The sequence below is a fragment of the Pseudomonas sp. 58 R 12 genome, from assembly GCF_900005865.1.
Taxonomy (GTDB): domain Bacteria; phylum Pseudomonadota; class Gammaproteobacteria; order Pseudomonadales; family Pseudomonadaceae; genus Aquipseudomonas; species Aquipseudomonas tritici.
Map to the genome: position 1 here is coordinate 67984 of NZ_CVTP01000013.1, position 20749 is coordinate 88732.

At 61.9% G+C, this 20749-nt stretch carries 17 protein-coding genes and 1 pseudogene; 12 read left to right on the forward strand and 6 right to left on the reverse strand.

Going from position 1 to position 20749, the window contains the following annotated elements; genetic code table 11:
- The first annotated feature begins 45 nt into the window (after window positions 1-45).
- The 9 genes from BFP95_RS06700 (at window position 46) to purH (ending at window position 10306) form a co-directional block, all read left to right on the forward strand.
- Entirely contained in the window at window positions 46-2007 is a 1962-nt protein-coding gene (locus BFP95_RS06700; protein ID WP_065874286.1) for a methyl-accepting chemotaxis protein, read from the forward strand.
- 316 nt (window positions 2008-2323) lie between these two features.
- Window positions 2324-2779, forward strand: a complete 456-nt coding sequence (aroQ, locus tag BFP95_RS06705) for a type II 3-dehydroquinate dehydratase (protein ID WP_012721999.1) — start codon at window positions 2324-2326, stop codon at window positions 2777-2779.
- Between the two features lie 24 nt (window positions 2780-2803).
- Window positions 2804-3265 (forward strand): acetyl-CoA carboxylase biotin carboxyl carrier protein, encoded by a 462-nt coding sequence (gene accB / locus BFP95_RS06710; RefSeq protein WP_065889044.1) that lies wholly within the window; start codon window positions 2804-2806, stop codon window positions 3263-3265.
- 17 nt (window positions 3266-3282) lie between these two features.
- Window positions 3283-4644: an acetyl-CoA carboxylase biotin carboxylase subunit gene (gene accC, locus BFP95_RS06715; RefSeq protein ID WP_003188188.1), complete on the forward strand. Its 1362-nt coding sequence runs from the start codon at window positions 3283-3285 to the stop codon at window positions 4642-4644.
- A 298-nt stretch (window positions 4645-4942) separates the two neighbouring features.
- Window positions 4943-5821: a 50S ribosomal protein L11 methyltransferase gene (gene prmA, locus BFP95_RS06720; RefSeq protein ID WP_065874288.1), complete on the forward strand. Its 879-nt coding sequence runs from the start codon at window positions 4943-4945 to the stop codon at window positions 5819-5821.
- 30 nt (window positions 5822-5851) lie between these two features.
- Window positions 5852-7111 (forward strand): DUF3426 domain-containing protein, encoded by a 1260-nt coding sequence (locus BFP95_RS06725; protein WP_065879934.1) that lies wholly within the window; start codon window positions 5852-5854, stop codon window positions 7109-7111.
- 175 nt (window positions 7112-7286) lie between these two features.
- On the forward strand, window positions 7287-8300 hold the full coding sequence (gene dusB, locus BFP95_RS06730; protein ID WP_065879933.1) for a tRNA dihydrouridine synthase DusB: 1014 nt from the start codon (window positions 7287-7289) through the stop codon (window positions 8298-8300).
- Entirely contained in the window at window positions 8297-8617 is a 321-nt protein-coding gene (gene fis / locus BFP95_RS06735; protein WP_003221275.1) for a DNA-binding transcriptional regulator Fis, read from the forward strand. The genes dusB and fis overlap by 4 nt, the downstream gene beginning before the upstream one ends.
- A gap of 81 nt (window positions 8618-8698) precedes the next feature.
- Complete coding sequence (gene purH, locus BFP95_RS06740) at window positions 8699-10306, forward strand: bifunctional phosphoribosylaminoimidazolecarboxamide formyltransferase/IMP cyclohydrolase (RefSeq protein WP_065909646.1); 1608 nt, start codon at window positions 8699-8701, stop codon at window positions 10304-10306.
- A gap of 14 nt (window positions 10307-10320) precedes the next feature.
- Here the strand turns inward: purH and BFP95_RS29970 are convergent.
- Window positions 10321-10434, reverse strand: a pseudogene (locus BFP95_RS29970) (outer membrane lipoprotein carrier protein LolA); the annotation flags it as partial.
- Window positions 10435-10455: 21 nt separating this feature from the next.
- Here BFP95_RS29970 and purD point away from each other — a divergent pair.
- From purD to BFP95_RS06755, 3 genes are all read left to right on the forward strand, one after another.
- Window positions 10456-11748: a phosphoribosylamine--glycine ligase gene (gene purD, locus BFP95_RS06745; RefSeq protein ID WP_065874292.1), complete on the forward strand. Its 1293-nt coding sequence runs from the start codon at window positions 10456-10458 to the stop codon at window positions 11746-11748.
- 114 nt (window positions 11749-11862) lie between these two features.
- Window positions 11863-14634, forward strand: coding sequence for a hybrid sensor histidine kinase/response regulator (locus BFP95_RS06750; RefSeq protein WP_065874293.1), 2772 nt, complete (start codon window positions 11863-11865; stop codon window positions 14632-14634).
- A 165-nt stretch (window positions 14635-14799) separates the two neighbouring features.
- Window positions 14800-15396 (forward strand): MarC family protein, encoded by a 597-nt coding sequence (locus tag BFP95_RS06755; protein WP_065874294.1) that lies wholly within the window; start codon window positions 14800-14802, stop codon window positions 15394-15396.
- Here the strand turns inward: BFP95_RS06755 and BFP95_RS06760 are convergent.
- The 5 genes from BFP95_RS06760 to cobG all read right to left on the reverse strand — a co-directional run bounded on the left by BFP95_RS06760 (window position 15393) and on the right by cobG (window position 20742).
- On the reverse strand, window positions 15393-16172 hold the full coding sequence (locus BFP95_RS06760) for a hypothetical protein (protein ID WP_065909648.1): 780 nt from the start codon (window positions 16170-16172) through the stop codon (window positions 15393-15395). The two genes, BFP95_RS06755 and BFP95_RS06760, sit on opposite strands and share 4 nt — an antisense overlap.
- A 236-nt stretch (window positions 16173-16408) precedes the next feature.
- Entirely contained in the window at window positions 16409-18046 is a 1638-nt protein-coding gene (gene cobJ, locus BFP95_RS06765) for a precorrin-3B C(17)-methyltransferase (protein WP_065909650.1), read from the reverse strand.
- Window positions 18046-18777 carry a precorrin-2 C(20)-methyltransferase gene (locus BFP95_RS06770; protein WP_065879930.1) on the reverse strand — a complete coding sequence of 244 codons (732 nt, stop codon included), beginning with the start codon at window positions 18775-18777 and terminating at the stop codon, window positions 18046-18048. The genes cobJ and BFP95_RS06770 overlap by 1 nt, the downstream gene beginning before the upstream one ends.
- Window positions 18777-19403 (reverse strand): precorrin-8X methylmutase, encoded by a 627-nt coding sequence (locus BFP95_RS06775; protein ID WP_065874298.1) that lies wholly within the window; start codon window positions 19401-19403, stop codon window positions 18777-18779. The genes BFP95_RS06770 and BFP95_RS06775 overlap by 1 nt, the downstream gene beginning before the upstream one ends.
- Entirely contained in the window at window positions 19396-20742 is a 1347-nt protein-coding gene (gene cobG, locus BFP95_RS06780; protein WP_065909652.1) for a precorrin-3B synthase, read from the reverse strand. Before cobG ends, BFP95_RS06775 begins: the two co-directional genes overlap by 8 nt.
- Window positions 20743-20749 lie beyond the last annotated feature (7 nt).

Sequence of the window (20749 nt, forward strand, 5' to 3'; positions counted from 1 at the left end):
CAATAACTTCAGGCACTTATCTTTTGCTGTCGGTTGAAACCACGCATGCGCCTGAAGCTGCTGACCAATCTCAACACCCTCCTTCTTGTGGCCGTGTGCCTGGCGCTCGGGGCGACGCTGTGGTGGTCGCAGCGCGCTCTGGAACGGCCGTATTTGCTGATGGAGCGCTACTTGGGCCTGTCGCAGGCTTTTCAGAACCAGGCCGCGCGCAATATTGACGACTACCTGGCCAGCGGCGACGCGCTGCGCCTGAGCAGCGCCAGCCAGAGCCTGGAAAGCCTGTTGCAAGACCTGGATCAACTGCCCGCCGACCTGGCGCAAAGCCTGCGCCCCAGCCTGGTGGACCTGGATGCCTTCAGCAAGACTGACCTGCTCGCCGCCGGCAAATTAGCGGGTGACCCACAGGCCCTGCTGCTGCAAGCCGAGCGCGAACTCGGCGCGAACCTGGAGCAACTGGGCCAGTACGCCATCGGCGTCAATTCTGCAGAGGCCGCACGTTACCTGCCGCCACTGCTGGCGGCGTCCCAGCATCTGGCCAAACTGTCCCTGGCCCGCGACAAACTGGTGAGCAGCGGGCGCGCGGAACTGGCTGATGATGTGGAGCGCGAAGTCGGCAATATCCGCAGCCAGGCGGATGTGCTGGAACAACTGCCGCTGTTGGGCGTAAAGGCCAGCGCCGAATCCAGCGCGGATGATTTTTCCGCGCTGATGGGCCTGGAAAACACTGAGAAAACCGAGGCCCAAGACACCGGCGTCGACCTCAAGCGCGAACTCAACAGCTTATTGACCCGCTACCCTGCCGAACTCAAGCGCACCCGCGAACAGATCCAGCAACGCGCCGGACTGGCCGCCGCTACCCACCTGAAAATCAAGGCCGTGCAGGAAGCCATCGCCGGCCTGGAGCCGGTGGTGCGCGCGCAGCACGGCACGATCCAGGGCGAAGTTCGCCTGATGCAAGGGGTGATGATCGGCCTGATCCTGCTGATCGCGTTGTTGATCGACACCTTGCAACGGCGCCTGGCACGCGTGCTGACCAACCTCGCGCCGGCCCTGTCGACTTGGGCCGAGGGCGACTTCAGCCAGCCGATTGCCCTGGGCAAGACCAACCGTGAGCTGCACGATATCGAAGCCTCGCTGAACCGCCTGCGTGCCTATCTGGTGGACTTGGTGGGCACTATTCGCGGCAATGCCGAGGAAGTCGCCGGCAGCAGTCGGGCATTGGCCGAACTGAGCAGCGGCCTGCACGACGGTGCCAAACGCCAGGCTGGGGATACCGCGCAGATCCGCGATTCGCTGGGGGAACTGGAAGCGACCATCCAGCAAGTCGCCGGCGATGCCAGCCAGGCCGCGGGCGCCAGTCGCAGTGCCGGCCAGGCGGTAGAGCAAGGCCAACGCGTGATCGGCCTGAGCCTGACCGGGCTGCACGCCCTGGTGGGCGAAGTGCAGCAAAACGCGCAGATGATCGAAAAACTCGCCGAAGAATCCGCCACCATCGGCGGCGTGCTCACCGTGATTCGCGCGATTGCCGAGCAGACCAATCTGCTGGCCCTCAACGCTGCCATCGAGGCTGCCCGTGCCGGTGAAGCCGGACGTGGTTTTGCCGTGGTCGCCGACGAAGTCCGCTCCCTGGCCCAACGCACCGCTGGCGCCACGGCGGAGATCCAGACCCTGATTGCGGGCCTGCAAAGCGCCGCCCACCAATCCGTGCAAGGCATGCGCGCCCAGGTCGAACACGCAGAAGCCACCGCCCAACAGGCCCAGGCGGCGGACGGTGCGCTGGATGAGATCGTCGGCGCGATCCAGACCATTTCCGACACGGCCGTGCGCATTGCCGATGTGACGGCGCAGCAGAGTGGGGCCGTGAGTGAGATTCGCGATAACAGTGAGCGGATTCATCAGCTGGGTGAGGATAACTTGCTGCGCATTGGTCAGGGGCGCAGCCAGGGTGAGCATCTGCTGGTGCTCGGTGGGCAGCTCAACACTGCGGTGCAGGCGTTCCGCGTCTAATCCGATCTCCCCCCTCATCAAGCTCACGAGCTATGCGCAGATCAAAGCTGTAGGAGCTGGCTTGCCTGCGATAGCGGTGGGCCAGTTAACACATCCGGTACTGACACACCGCCATCGCAGGCAAGCCAGCGCCCACATTGAATCTCCATCAACTTCGAAGACGTACCACCAATGACCAGATCCTACGACTTGGTCACATACTTTGCGCTATCCTCGCTAATCGTGCTGCCTACTGCATAGAACTGGACAGTCACAAAGGCTTTGCGGCATAGTCGCCGGGTTCTGCCGTACTCACATCAATAACAAGGAACAGCCGATGGCGACCTTACTGGTTCTTCACGGACCCAACCTGAACCTGCTCGGCACCCGTGAACCGGGCGTCTACGGGGCAGTTACCCTGGATCAGATCAACCTCGATCTTGAGCGCAGGGCGCGTGAAGCCGGCCACCATCTGCTCTACCTGCAAAGCAATGCCGAGTACGAATTGATTGATCGCATCCATGCCGCGCGCGGCGAAGGCGTGGACTTTATCCTGATCAATCCCGCCGCTTTTACGCACACAAGCGTTGCATTACGTGACGCGCTGCTGGCGGTGAGCATCCCATTCATCGAAGTGCATCTGTCGAACGTGCACAAACGTGAACCTTTCCGCCATCACTCTTACTTCTCCGACGTAGCGGTAGGAGTGATCTGCGGCCTTGGCGCCAGCGGTTACCGACTGGCCCTGGAGGCCGCCCTGGAACAGCTTGAACAACCGGCCAAGCGCCCCTGACCGACCCTTGGGAGTTGATGATTCATGGATATCCGTAAAGTTAAGAAACTGATCGAGCTGCTGGAAGAATCCGGTATCGACGAGCTGGAAATCAAGGAAGGCGAAGAGTCCGTACGGATCAGCCGTCACAGCAAGACTCCGGCCCAACAGTTCTACGCGCCACAGATGCAAGCGCCGGCTCCGGCCGCTGCTGCTCCGGCCGCCGCACCTGCTGTCGCTGCACCTGCAGCACCCGCAGCGCCTGTGCTGAACGGTTTCGTGGTCAAGTCGCCAATGGTCGGTACGTTCTACCGTACCCCGGCACCGACTTCGCCAGCCTTCGTTGAAGTCGGCAAGACGGTGAAAGTGGGCGACACCATCTGCATCGTTGAAGCGATGAAGATGATGAACCACATCACCGCTGAGAAAGCCGGCGTCATCGAATCCATCCTGGTAGAAAACGGTCAGCCGGTTGAGTACGACCAGCCGCTGTTCACCATCGTTTGAACCGCGGAGCGCCTTCGATGTTGAAACCTGCGAAGAAACTGCAAAAAGTCCTGATCGCTAACCGCGGCGAGATCGCGCTGCGTATCCTGCGCGCCTGTAAGGAAGAGGGCATCAAGACCGTCGCTGTTTACTCGACGGCCGATACCGAATTGATGCACGTGAAACTGGCGGACGAAAGCATCTGCATCGGCCCGCCACTGGCCACGAACTCGTACCTGAAAGTCTCGAACATCATCGCCGCGGCAGAAGTGACCGGCGCTGATGGCATCCACCCGGGCTACGGTTTCCTTGCGGAAAACGCCGATTTCGCCGAACAGGTGGAAAAATCCGGGTTCGCCTTCATCGGCCCGAAAGCCGAAACCATTCGCCTGATGGGCGACAAGGTGTCGGCCAAGGACGCTATGATCGCGGCCGGCGTGCCCACCGTTCCTGGCTCCGACGGCCCGCTGCCGGAAGACGAAGAAACCGCTCTGCGCATTGGTCGCGAAGTCGGCTACCCAGTGATCATCAAGGCCGCCGGTGGCGGTGGTGGTCGCGGCATGCGTGTGGTGCACAAGGAAGAAGACCTGATCGAAGCCGCCAAGCAGACGCGCTCCGAAGCGGGCGCCTGGTTCGGCAACCCGATGGTCTACTTGGAAAAGTACCTGACAAACCCACGTCACGTGGAAGTGCAAGTATTGTCCGACGGCCAAGGCCACGCCATCCATCTCGGCGATCGCGATTGCTCGCTGCAACGTCGTCACCAGAAGGTGTTGGAAGAAGCACCGGCACCCGGCCTGGACGAAAAAGCGCGCCAGGAAGTACTGGCTCGTTGCGTCAAGGCGTGCATCGACATCAACTACCGTGGCGCCGGTACCTTTGAGTTCCTCTACGAGAACGGCCGTTTCTACTTCATCGAGATGAACACTCGTGTGCAGGTAGAGCACCCGGTTTCGGAGATGGTCACCGGTATCGACATCGTCAAGGAGATGCTGAGCATCGCCGCTGGCAACGTGTTGTCCTTTACCCAGGACGACGTGAAGATGCACGGCCACTCCCTGGAGTGCCGGATCAACGCCGAAGACCCGAAAACCTTTATCCCGAGTCCAGGCCTGGTCAAGCACTTCCATGCGCCAGGCGGCAACGGCGTTCGCGTCGATTCGCACCTGTACAGCGGCTACAAGGTTCCGTCCAACTACGACTCGCTGATCGGCAAGCTGATCACCTGGGGCGCCACCCGCGACGAGGCCATGGCCCGTATGCGCAATGCCCTGGACGAAATCGTGGTCGACGGCATCAAGACCAATATCCCGCTGCACCGGGACCTGGTTCGTGATGAAGGCTTCTGCGAGGGTGGTGTGAACATTCACTACCTGGAACACAAGCTGGCCAACCAGTAAGTGCTCCACCCAACAAAGCCGCCTTCGGGCGGCTTTGTTGTTTCTACTCCCCCGGTTTCTGTGGAAAAACACCATCCCCTGTGGGAGCGGGCTTGCTCGCGAAGGCGGTGTGTCAAGTCATACATGTGATGACTGATACACCGCCTTCGCGAGCAAGCCCGCTCCCACATTTTGTTGTGTGTGTATCCCCTGCACCGCATATCGTCGGCACAGTCGTCTTCTGCCCTCCGCTCGCGTAAACTTGCGCCCTTTCGCAGCCCAACCCCGCTGCACACTCATTTTTTCAAAGGTGCCCGCCATGCCTTGGCTGCAAGTCCGTCTCGCCATCAGCCCAGAACAAGCCGAAACCTATGAAGACGCGTTCCTCGAAGTGGGCGCTGTCTCGGTCACCTTCATGGACGCCGAAGACCAACCGATCTTCGAACCTGAACTCAACACCACCCCGCTGTGGTCCCACACCCATTTGCTGGCCCTGTTCGAAGACGGCACCGACGCTGCCGCCGTGCTGGCCCACATGGAATTGCTCACCGGCGGCCCATTGCCGGAGCATCACAGCGAAGTGATCGAAGACCAGGACTGGGAACGCAGCTGGATGGACAACTTCCAGCCGATGCGTTTCGGCCAGCGCCTGTGGATCGTGCCAAGCTGGCACGCCGCGCCTGAGCCGGATGCCGTCAACCTGCTGCTGGACCCGGGCCTCGCGTTCGGCACCGGCACCCACCCGACCACCGCCCTGTGCCTGGAATGGCTGGACGGCCAGGACCTGACCGACAGCCACGTGCTGGACTTCGGCTGCGGCTCGGGCATCCTGGCAATTGCCGCCCTGCTGCTCGGCGCAAAGGAAGCCGTGGGCACCGATATCGACGTACAGGCCCTGGAAGCCTCCCGCGATAACGCCGGACGCAACAACATTCCTGAAAGCAAATTCCCACTCTACCTGCCAGAGCAATTGCCCCAGGTGCAGGCCGATGTGCTCGTGGCGAACATTCTCGCCGGGCCGCTGGTGTCCCTGGCGCCGCAGCTGTCCAGCCTGGTCAAGCCGGGCGGCCGTTTGGCGCTGTCGGGCATCCTCGCAGAGCAAGGCGAAGACGTCGCCGCTGCCTACGCGCAGGATTTCGAGCTGGACCCCATCGCTAACCGTGATGGCTGGGTACGCATCAGCGGTCGTCGGCGCTAGAATGAGCGCTTGCCTGAATCGGATGGCCGCATGACCGACAGTTTCGTCACCCAGTGCCCGCATTGCCAAGCGCGCTTTCGCGTCAACCACGCCCAATTGAGCGTGGCCCGCGGCGTGGTGCGCTGCGGCTCGTGCCTGCAAGTGTTCAATGCAGCTCGCCAGTTGCTGGAGCAGCGTGGCCAAGTGCCGGCGCCGCAGCCTGATCTGCCTGATCTGCCTGCTGCCGAGCCTGTTCCAGAGATCACACTTGAGGCACCGCGGGCAATCAGCCAGAAGCAGTGGACCGCCGAAGAGCTGGACCTGGACAACCTTGACTTGGACGAAGAGCTGGCCAAGCTGGAACGTCGCGAGATTCAGCACACGCTGCCGGCGGGTGCAGAACGTCGCCAGCCCGGCGCCGAGCGTCGCCAAAAAGAAGAATCCTTCAGCGCCAGCCGCGACACGGTTAAAGCCGAAGAAGAAAAATGGGCCGCCAGCCTGTTCAGCGAACCGCCTGAAGAGCGTGCCCAAAGCACTGAAGCCGAACCCGAGCCGACGAACGCACCTGCGACCAAGCAGCGCACCGAACCGTCCATGTCGTTCCACACCGACGATATCGACGATGAACCGCCACTGCGTTCAACGCCAGAAGATGACGACACCGATCCGCCATTCACGCCATTGACCCAGTCGGCCGATGACGTTGAACCCGAAGAACGCCCCAAACCCCGGCGCAAGCGCCCGCGCGCCGAAACGAATGTGCACGACGACCAACTGCTGGATCTCGAAGACGACCCGCTGCACCTCTACGCGCAAAAGCGTCCGGCCAGCCTGGGCCGTCGCCTGATCTGGCTGTTGCTGGTACTGATCGCCGCCGCCGGTCTCGCAGGCCAGTACATCGCCTACCAATTCGACGAGCTGGCCCGCCAGGACGCCTATCGCCCCTGGTTCCAGGAACTGTGCCCTACACTGGGCTGCACCGTGCCGTCACGGGTCGATATTGCCCATATCAAGAGCAGCAACCTGGTGGTGCGCAGCCACCCGGACTTCGCCGGGGCGCTGGTAGTGGACGCGATCATCTATAACCGCGCGACCTTCTCCCAGCCCTTCCCGCTGTTGGAGCTGCGTTTTGCCGACTTGAACGGCGGCCTGATTGCCAGTCGTCGCTTCAAACCCGCCGAATACCTCAGCGGCGAACTGGCCGGCGTTAGCGAAATGCCATCACAGGTCCCGATCCACATCTCCCTGGACATCCTCGATCCGGGCAATAAAGCGGTGAATTACAGCCTGAGCTTTCACTCGCCCGAGTAAATCAAGGCCCGCCTCGCGGATTGAATGGCTGGACCATCGGCAACCAAACCGGTGGCGATAAGAAAATAACTGTTCAGATTTTATCCAATTCAGCCTTTATCCAGTCATCGAGAGCGGGTATCATGCCAACCCTTTTTCGAACTCTAATGATCCGGCCCCACAACAGGGAAGTCCTATGTCGGCGGTACGCATCGGCCCATACACATTGCAGAACGGCTTGATTCTCGCCCCGATGGCGGGCGTCACCGACCAGCCCTTTCGTCAGCTGTGCAAGCGTTTGGGCGCGGGTCTAGTAGTCTCGGAAATGGTCACCAGCGACATGAGCTTGTGGAACACCCGCAAATCGCGGATGCGCATGATCCACGAAGGTGATCCCGAGCCCCGCTCGGTACAGATCGCCGGCGGTGATGCGCAAATGCTGGCGGATGCGGCCCGGGCCAACGTGGAGTTGGGGGCGCAGATCATCGATATCAACATGGGCTGCCCGGCCAAGAAGGTCTGCAACAAGGCCGCCGGTTCCGCCCTGTTGAAAGATGAGCAGTTGGTTGCCGAGATCCTGCAGGCCGTTGTCGCCGCAGTGGATGTGCCGGTCACCCTGAAGATTCGCACCGGTTGGGACCGGGAGAACAAGAACGGCCTGGTGGTGGCGAAGATCGCCGAACAGGCAGGCATTACAGCGCTGGCGGTGCATGGCCGCACCCGCGCCGACCTTTACACCGGTGAAGCCGAGTACGACACCATTGCTGCGATCAAGCAGGCGGTGTCGATGCCGGTGTTTGCCAATGGCGACATCGACTCAGCCGAGAAAGCCCGGCGCGTACTGCACGCAACCGGCGCCGATGGTTTGTTGATTGGCCGGGCCGCCCAGGGGCGGCCGTGGATTTTTCGTGAGATCGAGCATTTCCTGCGTACCGGCGAAATGTTACCGGCGCCAGGGTTGGTCGAGGTGGAACGTATTCTGCTAGAGCATTTGAATGCCCTGCACGTTTTCTACGGAGACGTGATGGGCGTGCGCATTGCTCGCAAGCATGTCGGCTGGTATCTCGCAACCTTGCCGGGCGCCAAGGAGTTTCGCGCCCAGTTCAATCGTTTGGATGAAACGCAGGCACAGGTCGCCACCGTTCGTGAGTTCTTCGCCGAACGTGACAACAGCCTGGGAACAGGGGATGCAAAGGGGGTGGCCGCATGACGATGATGACCGAGACTTTAGTGAGTGGAACAGCACCCGTGAGCGACAACGTCAATTTGAAACAGCACCTCAACACGCCGAGCGAAGAAGGCCAAACCCTTCGCGGGAGTGTCGAGAAGGCGCTGCACAATTATTTCGCCCACCTTGAGGGCGCTTCCGTCACGGACGTGTACAACCTGGTGCTCTCCGAAGTCGAGGCGCCCTTGCTCGAAAGCGTGATGAACTACGTCAAGGGCAACCAGACCAAAGCCAGTGAGCTGCTGGGCCTCAACCGTGGCACCTTGCGCAAAAAGCTCAAGCAATACGATTTGCTGTAAGCATTCAATCAAACCAGAAAGGCGCCCGCGTAAAACCGGTCGCCTTTTTTGCTGACTCCTTTGCTTTTGATGGAAATTGAAATGACCGACCAGACTACCCGCCTGCCGATCCGCCGCGCCTTGATCAGTGTTTCCGACAAGACCGGGATCCTCGAATTTGCCCGGGAGCTGGAAGCCCTGGGTGTGGAAATCCTCTCCACGGGCGGGACCTTCAAACTGCTGCAGGACAACGGCGTGGCCGCAGTGGAAGTGGCGGACTACACCGGTTTCGCAGAAATGATGGACGGCCGGGTCAAGACCCTGCACCCGAAAATCCACGGCGGCATCCTCGGCCGTCGCGGCATCGACGACGCGATCATGACCGAACACGGCATCAAGCCGATCGACCTGGTGGCCGTTAACCTCTACCCGTTCGAAGCCACCATCAACAAGCCGGGCTGCGACCTGCCGACCGCTATCGAAAACATCGATATCGGCGGCCCAACCATGGTTCGCTCGGCGGCCAAGAACCACAAAGACGTGGCCATCGTGGTTAACGCCAGCGATTACGTCAACGTGCTCGAAAGCCTGAAAGCCGGTGGCCTGACCTACGCCCAGCGTTTCGACCTGATGCTCAAGGCGTTCGAACACACCGCCGCCTACGACGGCATGATCGCCAACTACATGGGCACCGTTAACCAAACGGCCGAGACCCTGAGCACCGAAGGCCGCAGCCAGTTCCCGCGCACCTTCAACAGCCAGTTCATCAAGGCCCAGGAAATGCGCTACGGCGAGAACCCGCACCAGAGCGCGGCGTTCTACGTTGAGGCAAAACCGGCCGAAGTCGGCATCGCCACCGCGACCCAACTGCAAGGTAAAGAGCTGTCCTACAACAACGTGGCCGACACCGACGCCGCGCTGGAATGCGTGAAAAGCTTCGTCAAGCCGGCCTGCGTCATCGTCAAGCACGCCAACCCGTGCGGCGTGGCCGTGAGCCCGGACGCAGAAGGCGGTATCCGCCAGGCCTACGAACTGGCCTACGCCACTGACACCGAATCGGCGTTCGGCGGCATCATCGCCTTCAACCGGGAGCTGGATGCCGAGACCGCCAAGGCGATCGTCGAGCGTCAGTTCGTTGAAGTGATCATCGCGCCAAGCGTCAGCGAAGAAGCCCGCGCCATCGTCGCCGCCAAGGCCAATGTGCGCCTGCTGGCGTGCGGCGAGTGGTCGGCTGACCGCGCCGCTGCCTGGGACTACAAGCGCGTCAACGGCGGCTTGCTGGTACAGAGCCGCGACATCGGCATGATCGGCAGCGAAGACCTGAAAGTGGTGACCAAGCGCGCACCGACCGAGCAAGAGATCAACGACCTGATCTTCGCCTGGAAAGTGGCCAAGTACGTTAAATCCAACGCCATCGTCTACGCCAAGAACCGCCAGACCATCGGTGTCGGTGCCGGCCAGATGAGCCGCGTGAACTCGGCGCGTATCGCCGCGATCAAGGCTGAACACGCCGGTTTGCAGGTCGTGGGTTCGGTAATGGCTTCCGATGCGTTCTTCCCGTTCCGTGATGGCTTGGACAATGCCGCGAAAGCCGGCGTGACCGCCGTGATCCAACCGGGCGGTTCGATGCGTGATGCCGAGGTGATCGCCGCTGCTGATGAAGCCGGCATTGCCATGGTATTCACCGGCATGCGCCACTTCCGTCACTAAACACCACTGCTTTCGACTGTAGGAGCGAGCTTGCTCGCGAAAAGCCCGAGAGCGCCACGGGGTGTCAGGTTTCCCCCGTTATCGTTGACGATCTTCGCGAGCAAGCTCGCTCCTACAGTGAAGCACAGCGTTTCCCAGAGGTTTTTGAAATGAATGTTTTGATCATTGGCAGCGGTGGCCGTGAACACGCCCTGGCCTGGAAAGTTGCCCAAGACCCGCGCGTCCAGAAAGTTTTCGTTGCACCCGGCAACGCCGGCACCGCCATTGAAGCCAAGTGCGAGAACGTTGCTATCGACGTGCTCGCCCTTGAACAACTGGCCGACTTTGCTGAAAAGAATGTGTCCCTGACCATCGTCGGTCCGGAAGTCCCATTGGTTGCCGGCGTGGTGGACCTGTTCCGCAGCCGCAACCTGGACTGCTTCGGCCCAACCGCCGGCGCTGCCCAGCTGGAAGGTTCCAAGGCGTTCACCAAGGATTTCCTGGCGCGCCACAAGATCCCGACCGCCGACTACCAGAACTTCACCGAGATCGAGCCGGCCCTGGCTTACCTGCGTGAAAAAGGTGCGCCCATCGTGATCAAGGCCGACGGCCTGGCCGCCGGCAAAGGCGTGATCGTCGCCATGACCCTGCAAGAAGCCGAAGACGCCGTGCGCGATATGCTCGCCGGCAACGCTTTCGGTGACGCAGGTTCCCGCGTGGTGATCGAGGAGTTCCTCGACGGCGAAGAAGCCAGCTTTATCGTGATGGTCGACGGCAAGAACGTATTGCCGATGGCCACCAGCCAGGACCATAAACGCGTCGGCGACGGCGACAGCGGCCCGAACACCGGCGGCATGGGTGCCTACTCCCCTGCCCCGGTCGTCACCGCCGACGTGCACAAGCGCGTGATGGACCTGGTGATCTGGCCGACCGTGCGCGGCATGGCCGATGAGGGCAATGTGTACACCGGTTTCCTGTACGCCGGTTTGATGATCGACAAAGCCGGTAACCCGAAAGTCATCGAGTTCAACTGCCGCTTTGGCGACCCGGAAACCCAACCAGTGATGCTGCGCCTGCAATCGAGCCTGGTGCTGCTGGTGGAAGCCGCCCTGGCACAGGCCTTGGACAAGGTTGAAGCGCAGTGGGACCCACGTCCGAGCGTTGGCATTGTGCTGGCGGCCGGTGGTTACCCTGCCGACTACGCCAAGGGCGACGTCATCGAAGGCCTCGACGCTGCCGCGACGCTGGAAGGCAAGGTGTTCCATGCGGGCACCGCGCTGAAGGATGGCCAGGTCGTGACCGCCGGTGGCCGTGTGTTGTGCGCCACCGCCATGGGCGCCAGTGTCGACGCCGCGCAGCAGCAAGCGTACAAGCTGGCCGCGAAAATCGATTGGAAAGGCTGCTTCTACCGCAAAGACATCGGCTACCGCGCCATCGCCCGCGAACGTGGCGAAAACAGCTAAGCCGCCGACGTCAGTAGCTATCCGTTCGGCTAGGCAAGGGCCTCTGGCCCTTGCCGTATACGGGCCTCCCCGCGCATAGTTACCCCGTGCATCAACCTACGAAGGGATTTCGCCGTGCGCTGGCTCAGGATCGCCATAGGTTTTACTGTCAGCCTGCTGACGCTGCTCTGCCTGTTCCCGGCCCAGGCTGCCGCGCAAGGCAGTGGCTGGGCAGTATTGCTTGATGAACAGGCCGACCTGCAGTTGAGCGACATCCGCTCTTCACGCTACACCAATCAATTCAGCCCCATCGAACTGGACCGCATCAGCGCCGCGGAACCGAACGGCGCGCTGTGGATACGGTTTAAGTTGCAACCCGGCAAACACGAGCAAGTGTTGCGGGTATTTGCCCCGGATTTGTCCCACCTGAGCCTCTATGTACTGGACGGCGATACCCTGGTGGAACAACAGAGCACCGGCACGCGCCAGCCCCAGACTGAGCGGCCGTTGCCCAGCAGCGACTTCATGCTGCCGATGCCCCAGAGCCAGAAACCGTTAGAGGTCTACCTGCGCCTGGTCTCGGAGCACGAACTGCGCCCGTATATCACCCTGGAACCGGCTGTGCTCGCCGCCGCCGACCAGACCCAGACGCTGATCTACGGCCTATTGTTCGGCTGCCTGCTGATGCTGATCCTGCACAACCTCACGCGCTTCGCCTACCACCGCTCACGCAGCAGCCTGTGGCTGGCGGCCTGCGAAGCGCTGTTGATGCTCAGCCTGGCGCTATTGCTGAACCTGGTGGGCCCATGGCTGCCGAACTGGCATGCGATCCAGACACCGGGCGCCTACCTGGCGTTGCTGCTGACCGCGCCCTGCGGGCTGATGTTTGCCTACCGTTTCTTCATGCCTCTGGGCCCACATCCACTGAACAAGCTGTTGATGGCCGACATCCTGGTCATCGTGCTGTGCGGCCTGCTGCTGTTGTTCGTCAACACCCTGCCGCTGAACATCATCACGTACGCGCTGGTGGCCCTGGCTGGCTTGAGCATGCTGTTTATCTCGGCCTGTCACTGGCAGAAAGGCTACCGCCCGGCACGCTTGTTCGTGGCGGCAATGGTGGTATTCAACATCGGTACGCTGATCATCCTGCCGGCGCTGCTTGGCCTGACGATGATTTCGCCCCAGGGCCTGATCGTCACGCTGCTGGCGTTCATCTGCCTCAGCGGCTTGTTGATGAGCCTGGCGTTGGGCGAACGCCAGCGCGCGATTGTCGAGGCACGTTTCAGCCTCAGTCGCGACCTGGCAGCGAGCAATGCCGAGATCGCCGCCAAGGCCGAGTTCCTGGCCAAGATCAGCCACGAAATCCGTACCCCCATGAACGGCGTGCTCGGCATGACCGAGCTGCTGCTCGGCACGCCGCTGTCGGTGAAACAGCGCGACTACGTGCAAACCATCCACAGCGCAGGTAATGAACTGCTTACCCTGATCAACGAAATCCTCGACATCTCCAAGCTGGAGTCCGGCCAGATAGAACTGGACGACGTGCAGTTCGACCTCAATGCGCTGATCGAAGATTGCCTGAGCATCTTCCGCGCCAAGGCCGAACAGCAGAACGTCGAACTGATCAGTTTTATCCAGCCCCAGGTGCCCCGCGTGATCAGCGGCGACCCGACGCGCCTGCGTCAGGCCATGTTGAGCCTGCTGGAAAATGCCCTGCAAAAAACCGACGAAGGCGAAGTGCTGATCGTGGTTGCCCTGGACGACCGCAGCACCAAGCCACGCCTGCGCATTGCCGTTCAGGACAGCGGCCTGCCGATGGAAGCGGCCGAGCGCGACGCCCTGCTGCACAGCGAACTGCACAGCAAGAATTTCTTCTCGGCCACCCGCTTGAACGGCCACTTGGGCCTGGTTATCGCCCGCCAGTTGATCCTGCTGATGAACGGCGAGTTCGGCATCAAGAGCGGCAGCCATCAGGGCAGCACCCTGTGGCTGACCTTGCCGCTGGACCCGGAACGCCTGGAACACCCGACCTCCGACCTCGACGGCCCGCTCAAGGGCGCGCGGGTGCTGGTGGTGGACGACAACGACACCTGCCGCAAAGTGCTGGTGCAGCAATGCTCGGCCTGGGGCCTTAACGTCAGCGCCGTGCCATCGGGCAAGGAAGCCCTGGCGTTACTGCGCACCAAGGCGCACCTGCGTGACTACTTCGACGTGGTGCTGCTGGACCAGAACATGCCCGGCATGACCGGCATGCAACTGGCGGCGAAGATCAAGGAAGACCCAAGCCTGAACCACGACATCCTGCTGATCATGCTCACTGGCATCAGCAATGCGCCGAGCAAGATCATCGCGCGCAACTGCGGGATCAAACGCATCCTCGCCAAGCCCGTCGCCGGTTACACACTCAAGACTACCTTGGCGGATGAACTGACCCAGCGCAGCAAGGGCAACGTGCAACCGCGCGCGGTGCTCAGCACGCCAGCCGCCGTCACCGTACCCAGCGATTTCCGCATCCTGGTGGCCGAAGACAACAGCATTTCGACTAAAGTGATCCGTGGCATGCTCGGTAAGCTCAACCTCAACCCGGACACCGCCAGCAACGGCGAAGAAGCGCTGGAGGCGATGAAAGCCCAGCGTTATGACCTGGTGTTGATGGACTGTGAAATGCCGATCCTCGATGGCTTCTCGGCGACTCAGCAACTGCGTGCGTGGGAAGTCAGCCACCAGCGTATTCGCACACCGGTGGTGGCGCTGACGGCGCATATCCTTTCGGAACATAAAGAGCGCGCACGCCAGGCCGGTATGGACGGGCATATGGCCAAGCCGGTGGAGTTGTCGCAGTTGCGCGAGCTGGTGGAGTTCTGGGTGGCGCAGCGTCAGCAGCGCCCGGAGCACGCGCCCTCCTGACTTGAAAGACAGTCCCCATGTGGGAGCGGGCTTGCTCGCGAATGCGGTGGATCAGTTAAAGATGCATTGACTGACACACCGCATTCGCGAGCAAGCCCGCTCCCACATTTGGTCTCTGTCGCCTGATAGACTTCCCCAACTCTTTCTCTGCCGCGAGCCACTCACATGCTCCACGTGTTATTCAGCGTCTACCTGAAAATGCTGGTGCTTTACAGCCCGTTCTTCGTGCTGTCCTGCTTTATCAGCCTCACTCGCGGCTACTCCAGCAAAGAGCGGCGGCGCCTGGCCTGGAAAGTGGCGCTGGCGACCCTGGTCTCGAGCGTGTTGCTCTACCTGTTCGGCCGAGTGATTTTCAGCGTGTTCGGCATCACCGTCGACGCCTTCCGCATCGGCGCCGGCAGTGTGCTGTTTATCTCGGCCCTGGGCATGGCCCAAGGCAAATCGGCTGTGCAGACCGACAACGTGCAGCAGGACGTGACCATCGTACCGCTGACCATTCCCCTCACCGTCGGCCCCGGCACCATTGGCGCACTGTTGGTGATGGGTGTGAGCCAGCCGCACTGGGATGACAAGCTCACCGCCATCGTCAGCATCGCCCTGGCCAGCCTCACGGTCGGCGTGGTGCTTTACCTGTCCAACCGTATCGAACGCATCCTCGGTGACCAGGGCTTGCAGATTGTCAGTCGGTTGATGGGATTGTTTGTGTGCGCCTTGGCCGCGCAAATCATCTTTACCGGGGTGCGCGGCTACCTGGTGCCCTAGATCCGGTACTTGGCGATCGCCAGTTGCACCTTGTCACCCGCGCTCTCGCGCATCAATTGGATAGTCTTTTCGTTGACCACCGAGGTATTCAGCACCAGGCACGTCTGCCCGCTGAAGGCCTCGAACGAGGAACTGTCCCACTCCAGGAATGGCAGCCCTACCTGTTTACTCACGCTGTGAGTGCTGTAGGTCACCAGCACCATCATCAATTCACCCTCTGTTTCGGCACAGGACGCCAGGCCGAAATCACCGCCCTGGTGTACCGCGCTGTTGCGTTTGAACAGCTCGAAATTCGCAGGCGCCTGCTTCAATGCCTCCAATGCATCGGCGGCCAATTTAGGCAAAGCCGTGAGCAACGCTGCCGACAATGACGTCGACGCCAGCATGGCGGCGATGATATTCAACACCGCCAACTGCACGGTCAGCCCCTTGCCCGAACGTGAGACCCGCTCGAAACGGCTGCGTACCGGCAGCCAGCCCAAACCGACCATCACCTTGATAAATTCCTCGTACCAGCCCTCGGTACCGCGCTGGATTTTCAACACATCGCTGACGTAGCTGCTGGCCAGCAGATAGCTCTTTCGAATGTATTCCCGGTTCAAGCCCGACAGGCCATCGGCAAACGAAATCACGCTGTTGTTGACCACCGCCGCGTTGAAATCGTCCTCAGTGTCCATCGGCAACGCCTTCAGCGCTCCTGGCGCTCCCGGCAGTTTGTAGGCGGCAATCAATTTGCGCCTTTGTTTACTGTTGATCCTTCTGTGATGTCGCTCCATTTTGACTCTCCACAAGCACCCCAACTCGGGGCTTATGTCCACCCTAGTCCACCCACCAACGGGCTTACCAGACGACAAACATCCCTTGGCGCGCCACGTAAAACTACCGCGCCCAGCAATCGCGTGGCGTAACGGGTGAGCCTCCAGACTTCGTCGCAAAAAAAAGAAAAAGCCCCGAACAACGCCAGGAATATCCCTGGATCATTCGGAGCTTTCCGGCAACCTGCAGGCCGTTTTCAGCAGGCAGGTTTCTCGCCATACCAGCGCGGTGTGTATACCCATTCACCGCCACTGGCACGGGGGAATGTGCAGGTGGTGGACGAGCCGATCAGCACCATGGTGCGCATGTCCACCTGGTCCGGCGTCAGTTGCCCCAACGTGGTGACACGCAAGGTCTGCCCCGGACGGCCAATATCGCGGCCCAGCACCACCGGTGTGTGCGGCGTGCGATGCAGCGCGACGATTTCCAGGGCACGCCCCAGTTGCCACGGGCGCGAACGGGAAATCGGGTTGTAGAACGCCAGGGCGAGATCGGCCTGGGACGCCAGGTCCAGGCGCTTCTCGATGATCGACCAGGGCTTGAGGTTGTCCGACAGCGACATCACGCAGAAGTCATGGCCCAACGGTGCACCGGCCTGGGCCGCAGTGGCCAGGGAGGCCGAGACGCCGGGCAGGATTTGCAGGTCGACCTGATGCCAGGCCGGGTCGCTGGACTCGTGCAAGGCCTCGATCACGGCGGCAGCCATGGCAAACACGCCTGGGTCGCCGGACGACACCACCACCACCGACCGGCCCTGCGCGGCCAGCTCGAAGGCGTGACGGGCGCGCTGCATTTCTTCGCGGTTGTCAGTGCAGTGCTGCACCTGATCGTCGCGAAACGGCCCGGCCATGCGCACGTAGGTTTCGTAGCCGAGCACGTCGGTGCAACGCGCCAGTTCGGCTTTCACCGCGGGCACCATCAATTCGGCAGCGCCGGGGCCCAGGCCGATCACGGCCAGTCGGCCACGGGGGCGACCGACTTGCGCCAGGTCCAGGGGTTGCTCGGCAACGTTGATGAGGATGTCGGCGTCCTGGGTAACACTGGCAAACCGCAGCGGTACGCCGAGTTCCAGAGCCGCTTCATGCAACGATGCTTCGGCCATTTGCGTATCACTGGCCAGCAAGCAGGCCAGGGATTGCACGGCGATACCCGCCTTATGCAAGGCCGTGCGCACACGCTCAGCCAATTGCACGCCTGGTTTGCACGTAACACATACATTCTTCGGGTAGATCAACAATTCATTGGCCGCAGGCGTGCGCTCGGCGCTGCCCACATGAATCGCCAGGCGCGCCTGTTGATCCTGAGGCAAGTTGGCCTGCTCCAGCCACGGCGCCGCGCCTTCGATGCGCACGCTTTCGCCGGCCAGCAAGTCCGAGACAAACCGCTTGCCCAGCTCCAGATCAGCCAGCTCATAACCCATCGGTGGATTAAGCAGGCAGGTGCCAAAACGCAGCTCGCCACTGGTGGTGATTGCAGCGGCAACGTTCAAGGCAGCGGCGATTTCGCGCGCCATGACATTCACACCGCCAAGGCCACCGAGCAACGGCACCACTGCGCTGCCGTCTTCGGCCACGGCCAGCACGGCGGGTTCTTCGCCTTTCTCCAGCAGCAACGGCGCCAGGGTGCGTATGACGATGCCGGCGGCGCACAGGGCAATCAGCGGCGTGCCGTGTTGATAGAGCTGGCGCAGGGTCGCGCCGAACTCGCTGTAGGCCTGGTCAGCCCCTTCAACACGTCCGGCCAAGCCGTGGATCACCGCGCCTGGGTAAACCTGCTGGATCTGGCGCGCAGTCGCCAGGCTGCCCTGCCCCAGGATGACAATCGCCGGGCGCATCAACCTTGCCACCGTTCGCCAGGCACGATGATCAGCGAGAAATACGGCGACGACATCGGTTCCACCTGATCCAGCGGCACGATTTTCTGGTTGGCCATGGTCGCGCGTTCCACATAGAGCGCACGCCCGGCCAGGCCGAGTTCTTCGAGCACCTGGCGCACTTTGGGGAAGTTACGGCCCAGCTTCATGATCACCGCCGCGTCGGCATCCGCCAGGCGCCGCTTGAGGTCCTCATGTGGCAACACGCCTGACAACACCGACAGGCTCTGGTTGCGATACACCAACGGCGCACCCAGCACCGAGGCGCCACCTAGCATCGAGCACACGCCTGGGATGACTTGCGCTTCGTAGCGTTCGGCGAGGCGGTCGTGCAGGTACATGTAGGAGCCGTAGAAGAACGGGTCGCCTTCGCAGATCACCGCCACATCGCGGCCAGCGTCCAAATGCGCGGCGACGTCGACACTGGCGGCGTCGTAGAAATCGCTGATTACTTGCTCGTAGGACATCGGCGCCGGCAGCGCTTCGGTGGTCACCGGGTACACCAGCGGCATCAGGGTCTGCTGCGGCACCAGGTGATCTTCGATGATGCCGAAGGCGTTGCCCTTCTTGCCCTTGGCCACGAAGTACGCCACAACAGGCGATTCGCGCAGCAGGCGCAGCGCCTTGAGGGTGATCAGTTCGGGATCACCGGGGCCAACGCCCAAGCCGATCAAGCGTCCGCGTGCCTGCATTATTCGACCTCCGTGGCCAGGGCATTCACCGCTGCGGCGGCCATCGCGCTGCCGCCCAGGCGGCCTTGCATGATCACGAATGGCACGCCGCGGCTGTCGGCGGCCAGCATCGCCTTGGATTCGGCGGCGCCCACAAAGCCGACCGGGAAGCCGAGGATCAACGCCGGTTTTGGTGCGCCAGCATCAAGCATCTCCAGCAGGTAGAACAACGCGGTCGGCGCGTTGCCGATCACCACCACGCTGCCTTCCAGGTGCGGGCGCCAGAGTTCCAGGGCGGCAGCGGAACGGGTGTTGCCCAACGCCCGTGCCAGCTCCGGCACGCTGTCGTCACGCAGGGTGCAGATCACTTGATTGTTAGCCGGCAGGCGTGTGCGGGTCACGCCTTCGGACACCATCCGCGCATCACACAGAATCGGCGCGCCAGCGGCCAACGCATCGCGCCCGGCCTTGCCTGCGCCTTCGGAGAACTGCAGGCCGTCGATGGCATCGACCATGCCGCAGGCATGAATCACGCGCACCGCGAGTTTTTCCAGGTCGGCCGGGATGCGGTCCAACTTGGCTTCCGCGCGAATAATGGCGAAGGAGTTGCGATAGATCTCCTGACCATCGCGGATGTAATCAATCATCGGTGTTGCTCCGTGGGCGAGCGCGCAGCAAGGCGCCCGTCGCTTCAATAGAAAGGTTGCGCGCGTGCAACCGGCCGAAACCGGGATGGGCTGCTTCGCGGAAATAGAGGTCGTAGTGGCCGGGGCTCACGGCCAGCAATGTCACCGGCGCAACGTGTGCGGCGGCGCAGGAACGTGGGCAGCCGGACAGGTGCACGTCGTGATCGGGTTTCAGCGCGGCGAGTTGCACCGCATCAGCCTTGGTGTCGGCCAGCGCTTTGCCGCAGCCCCTGGAACCGGTGCAGGCAGTCATGCGCGCCAGGGGTTGGTCAACTGAGCAGAGGAAGCCCAGCTGCGCTAGGCGCTCGGTCACGGCGTGAGGCTTTTCGACGTTGGGCAGCAGCACGCCCTGCCAAGGGGTGAAACGCAAGGTGCCGTCGCCGTACTCGCTGGCGAGTTGTGCGACGCCCGCAAGCATCGCCGAATCCAGGCGACCCAAGGGTGCGATGGCAGCGACATAGAACTGATTTTTTTGCGTCTGTGGATAAGTCCCAAGGTGCAGCAAAGCACCACTGGGCGGGCGATTGAAGCCGTCGACCGGCAGTAGCTTCAGGTGCAAGCGGCTCAGCAGGTTATCCACAGGCAGATGACGCATGCGGGTTTGTTCCGGAGTGGCGAGGTCAAGAAACGCCTCCAGCACCGCCACCACCAGCGCATGGCCCTGCTCCAATGGCACAGCCGCCAACGGTGCATCCAGCCCAGGGCAACCGGCCAGGCCGAATGCGAGGAGCGTCTCACCATCGCGTACAAACGCCGAAAGCCACAGATCATGATGATGTTCGAGCATCCCCAGCGCTTCACCGCCATCCAACTGCACAGCGAACTTTGCCGACAGCTCATGGAAACGTGGGTGGTTTTGCAGGGTGGCGAGGATCTGATCGGCCAGCGGGCGGGTGTCGAACAGCATCTGCGGGTCGATACCGGCGCTGGGGCTGAGCATCAGGTTGCGCACATCGTCGCCAGCGGCGTTGCTGGGGCCTAGGCCTGCGGCCAGCAGCATGGCGATCAAGGCGTGCTCTTCGGCACCGATCCCGCGAATCTGCAGGTTGGCGCGGTTGGTCGCCTCAATCACCCCACCGGCATAGGCCTGGGCCGCGTCCGCCACCGCATGGGCCTGCACTGCGGTGATCGAACCACCGGCCAATTTGATCCGGCAAATGCCACCGTCCAGCGCCTGGACAATACGCAGCAACCCCGGACAAGCCGAGGGGCGCAAGGTATTCACAGCGGGCGTCTGGTTCACGGGGCTACCGGTTCGCGGGTAAAGGCGCGGTATTATGCCTGCTTTGTCCGGCGGCATGAAAAGC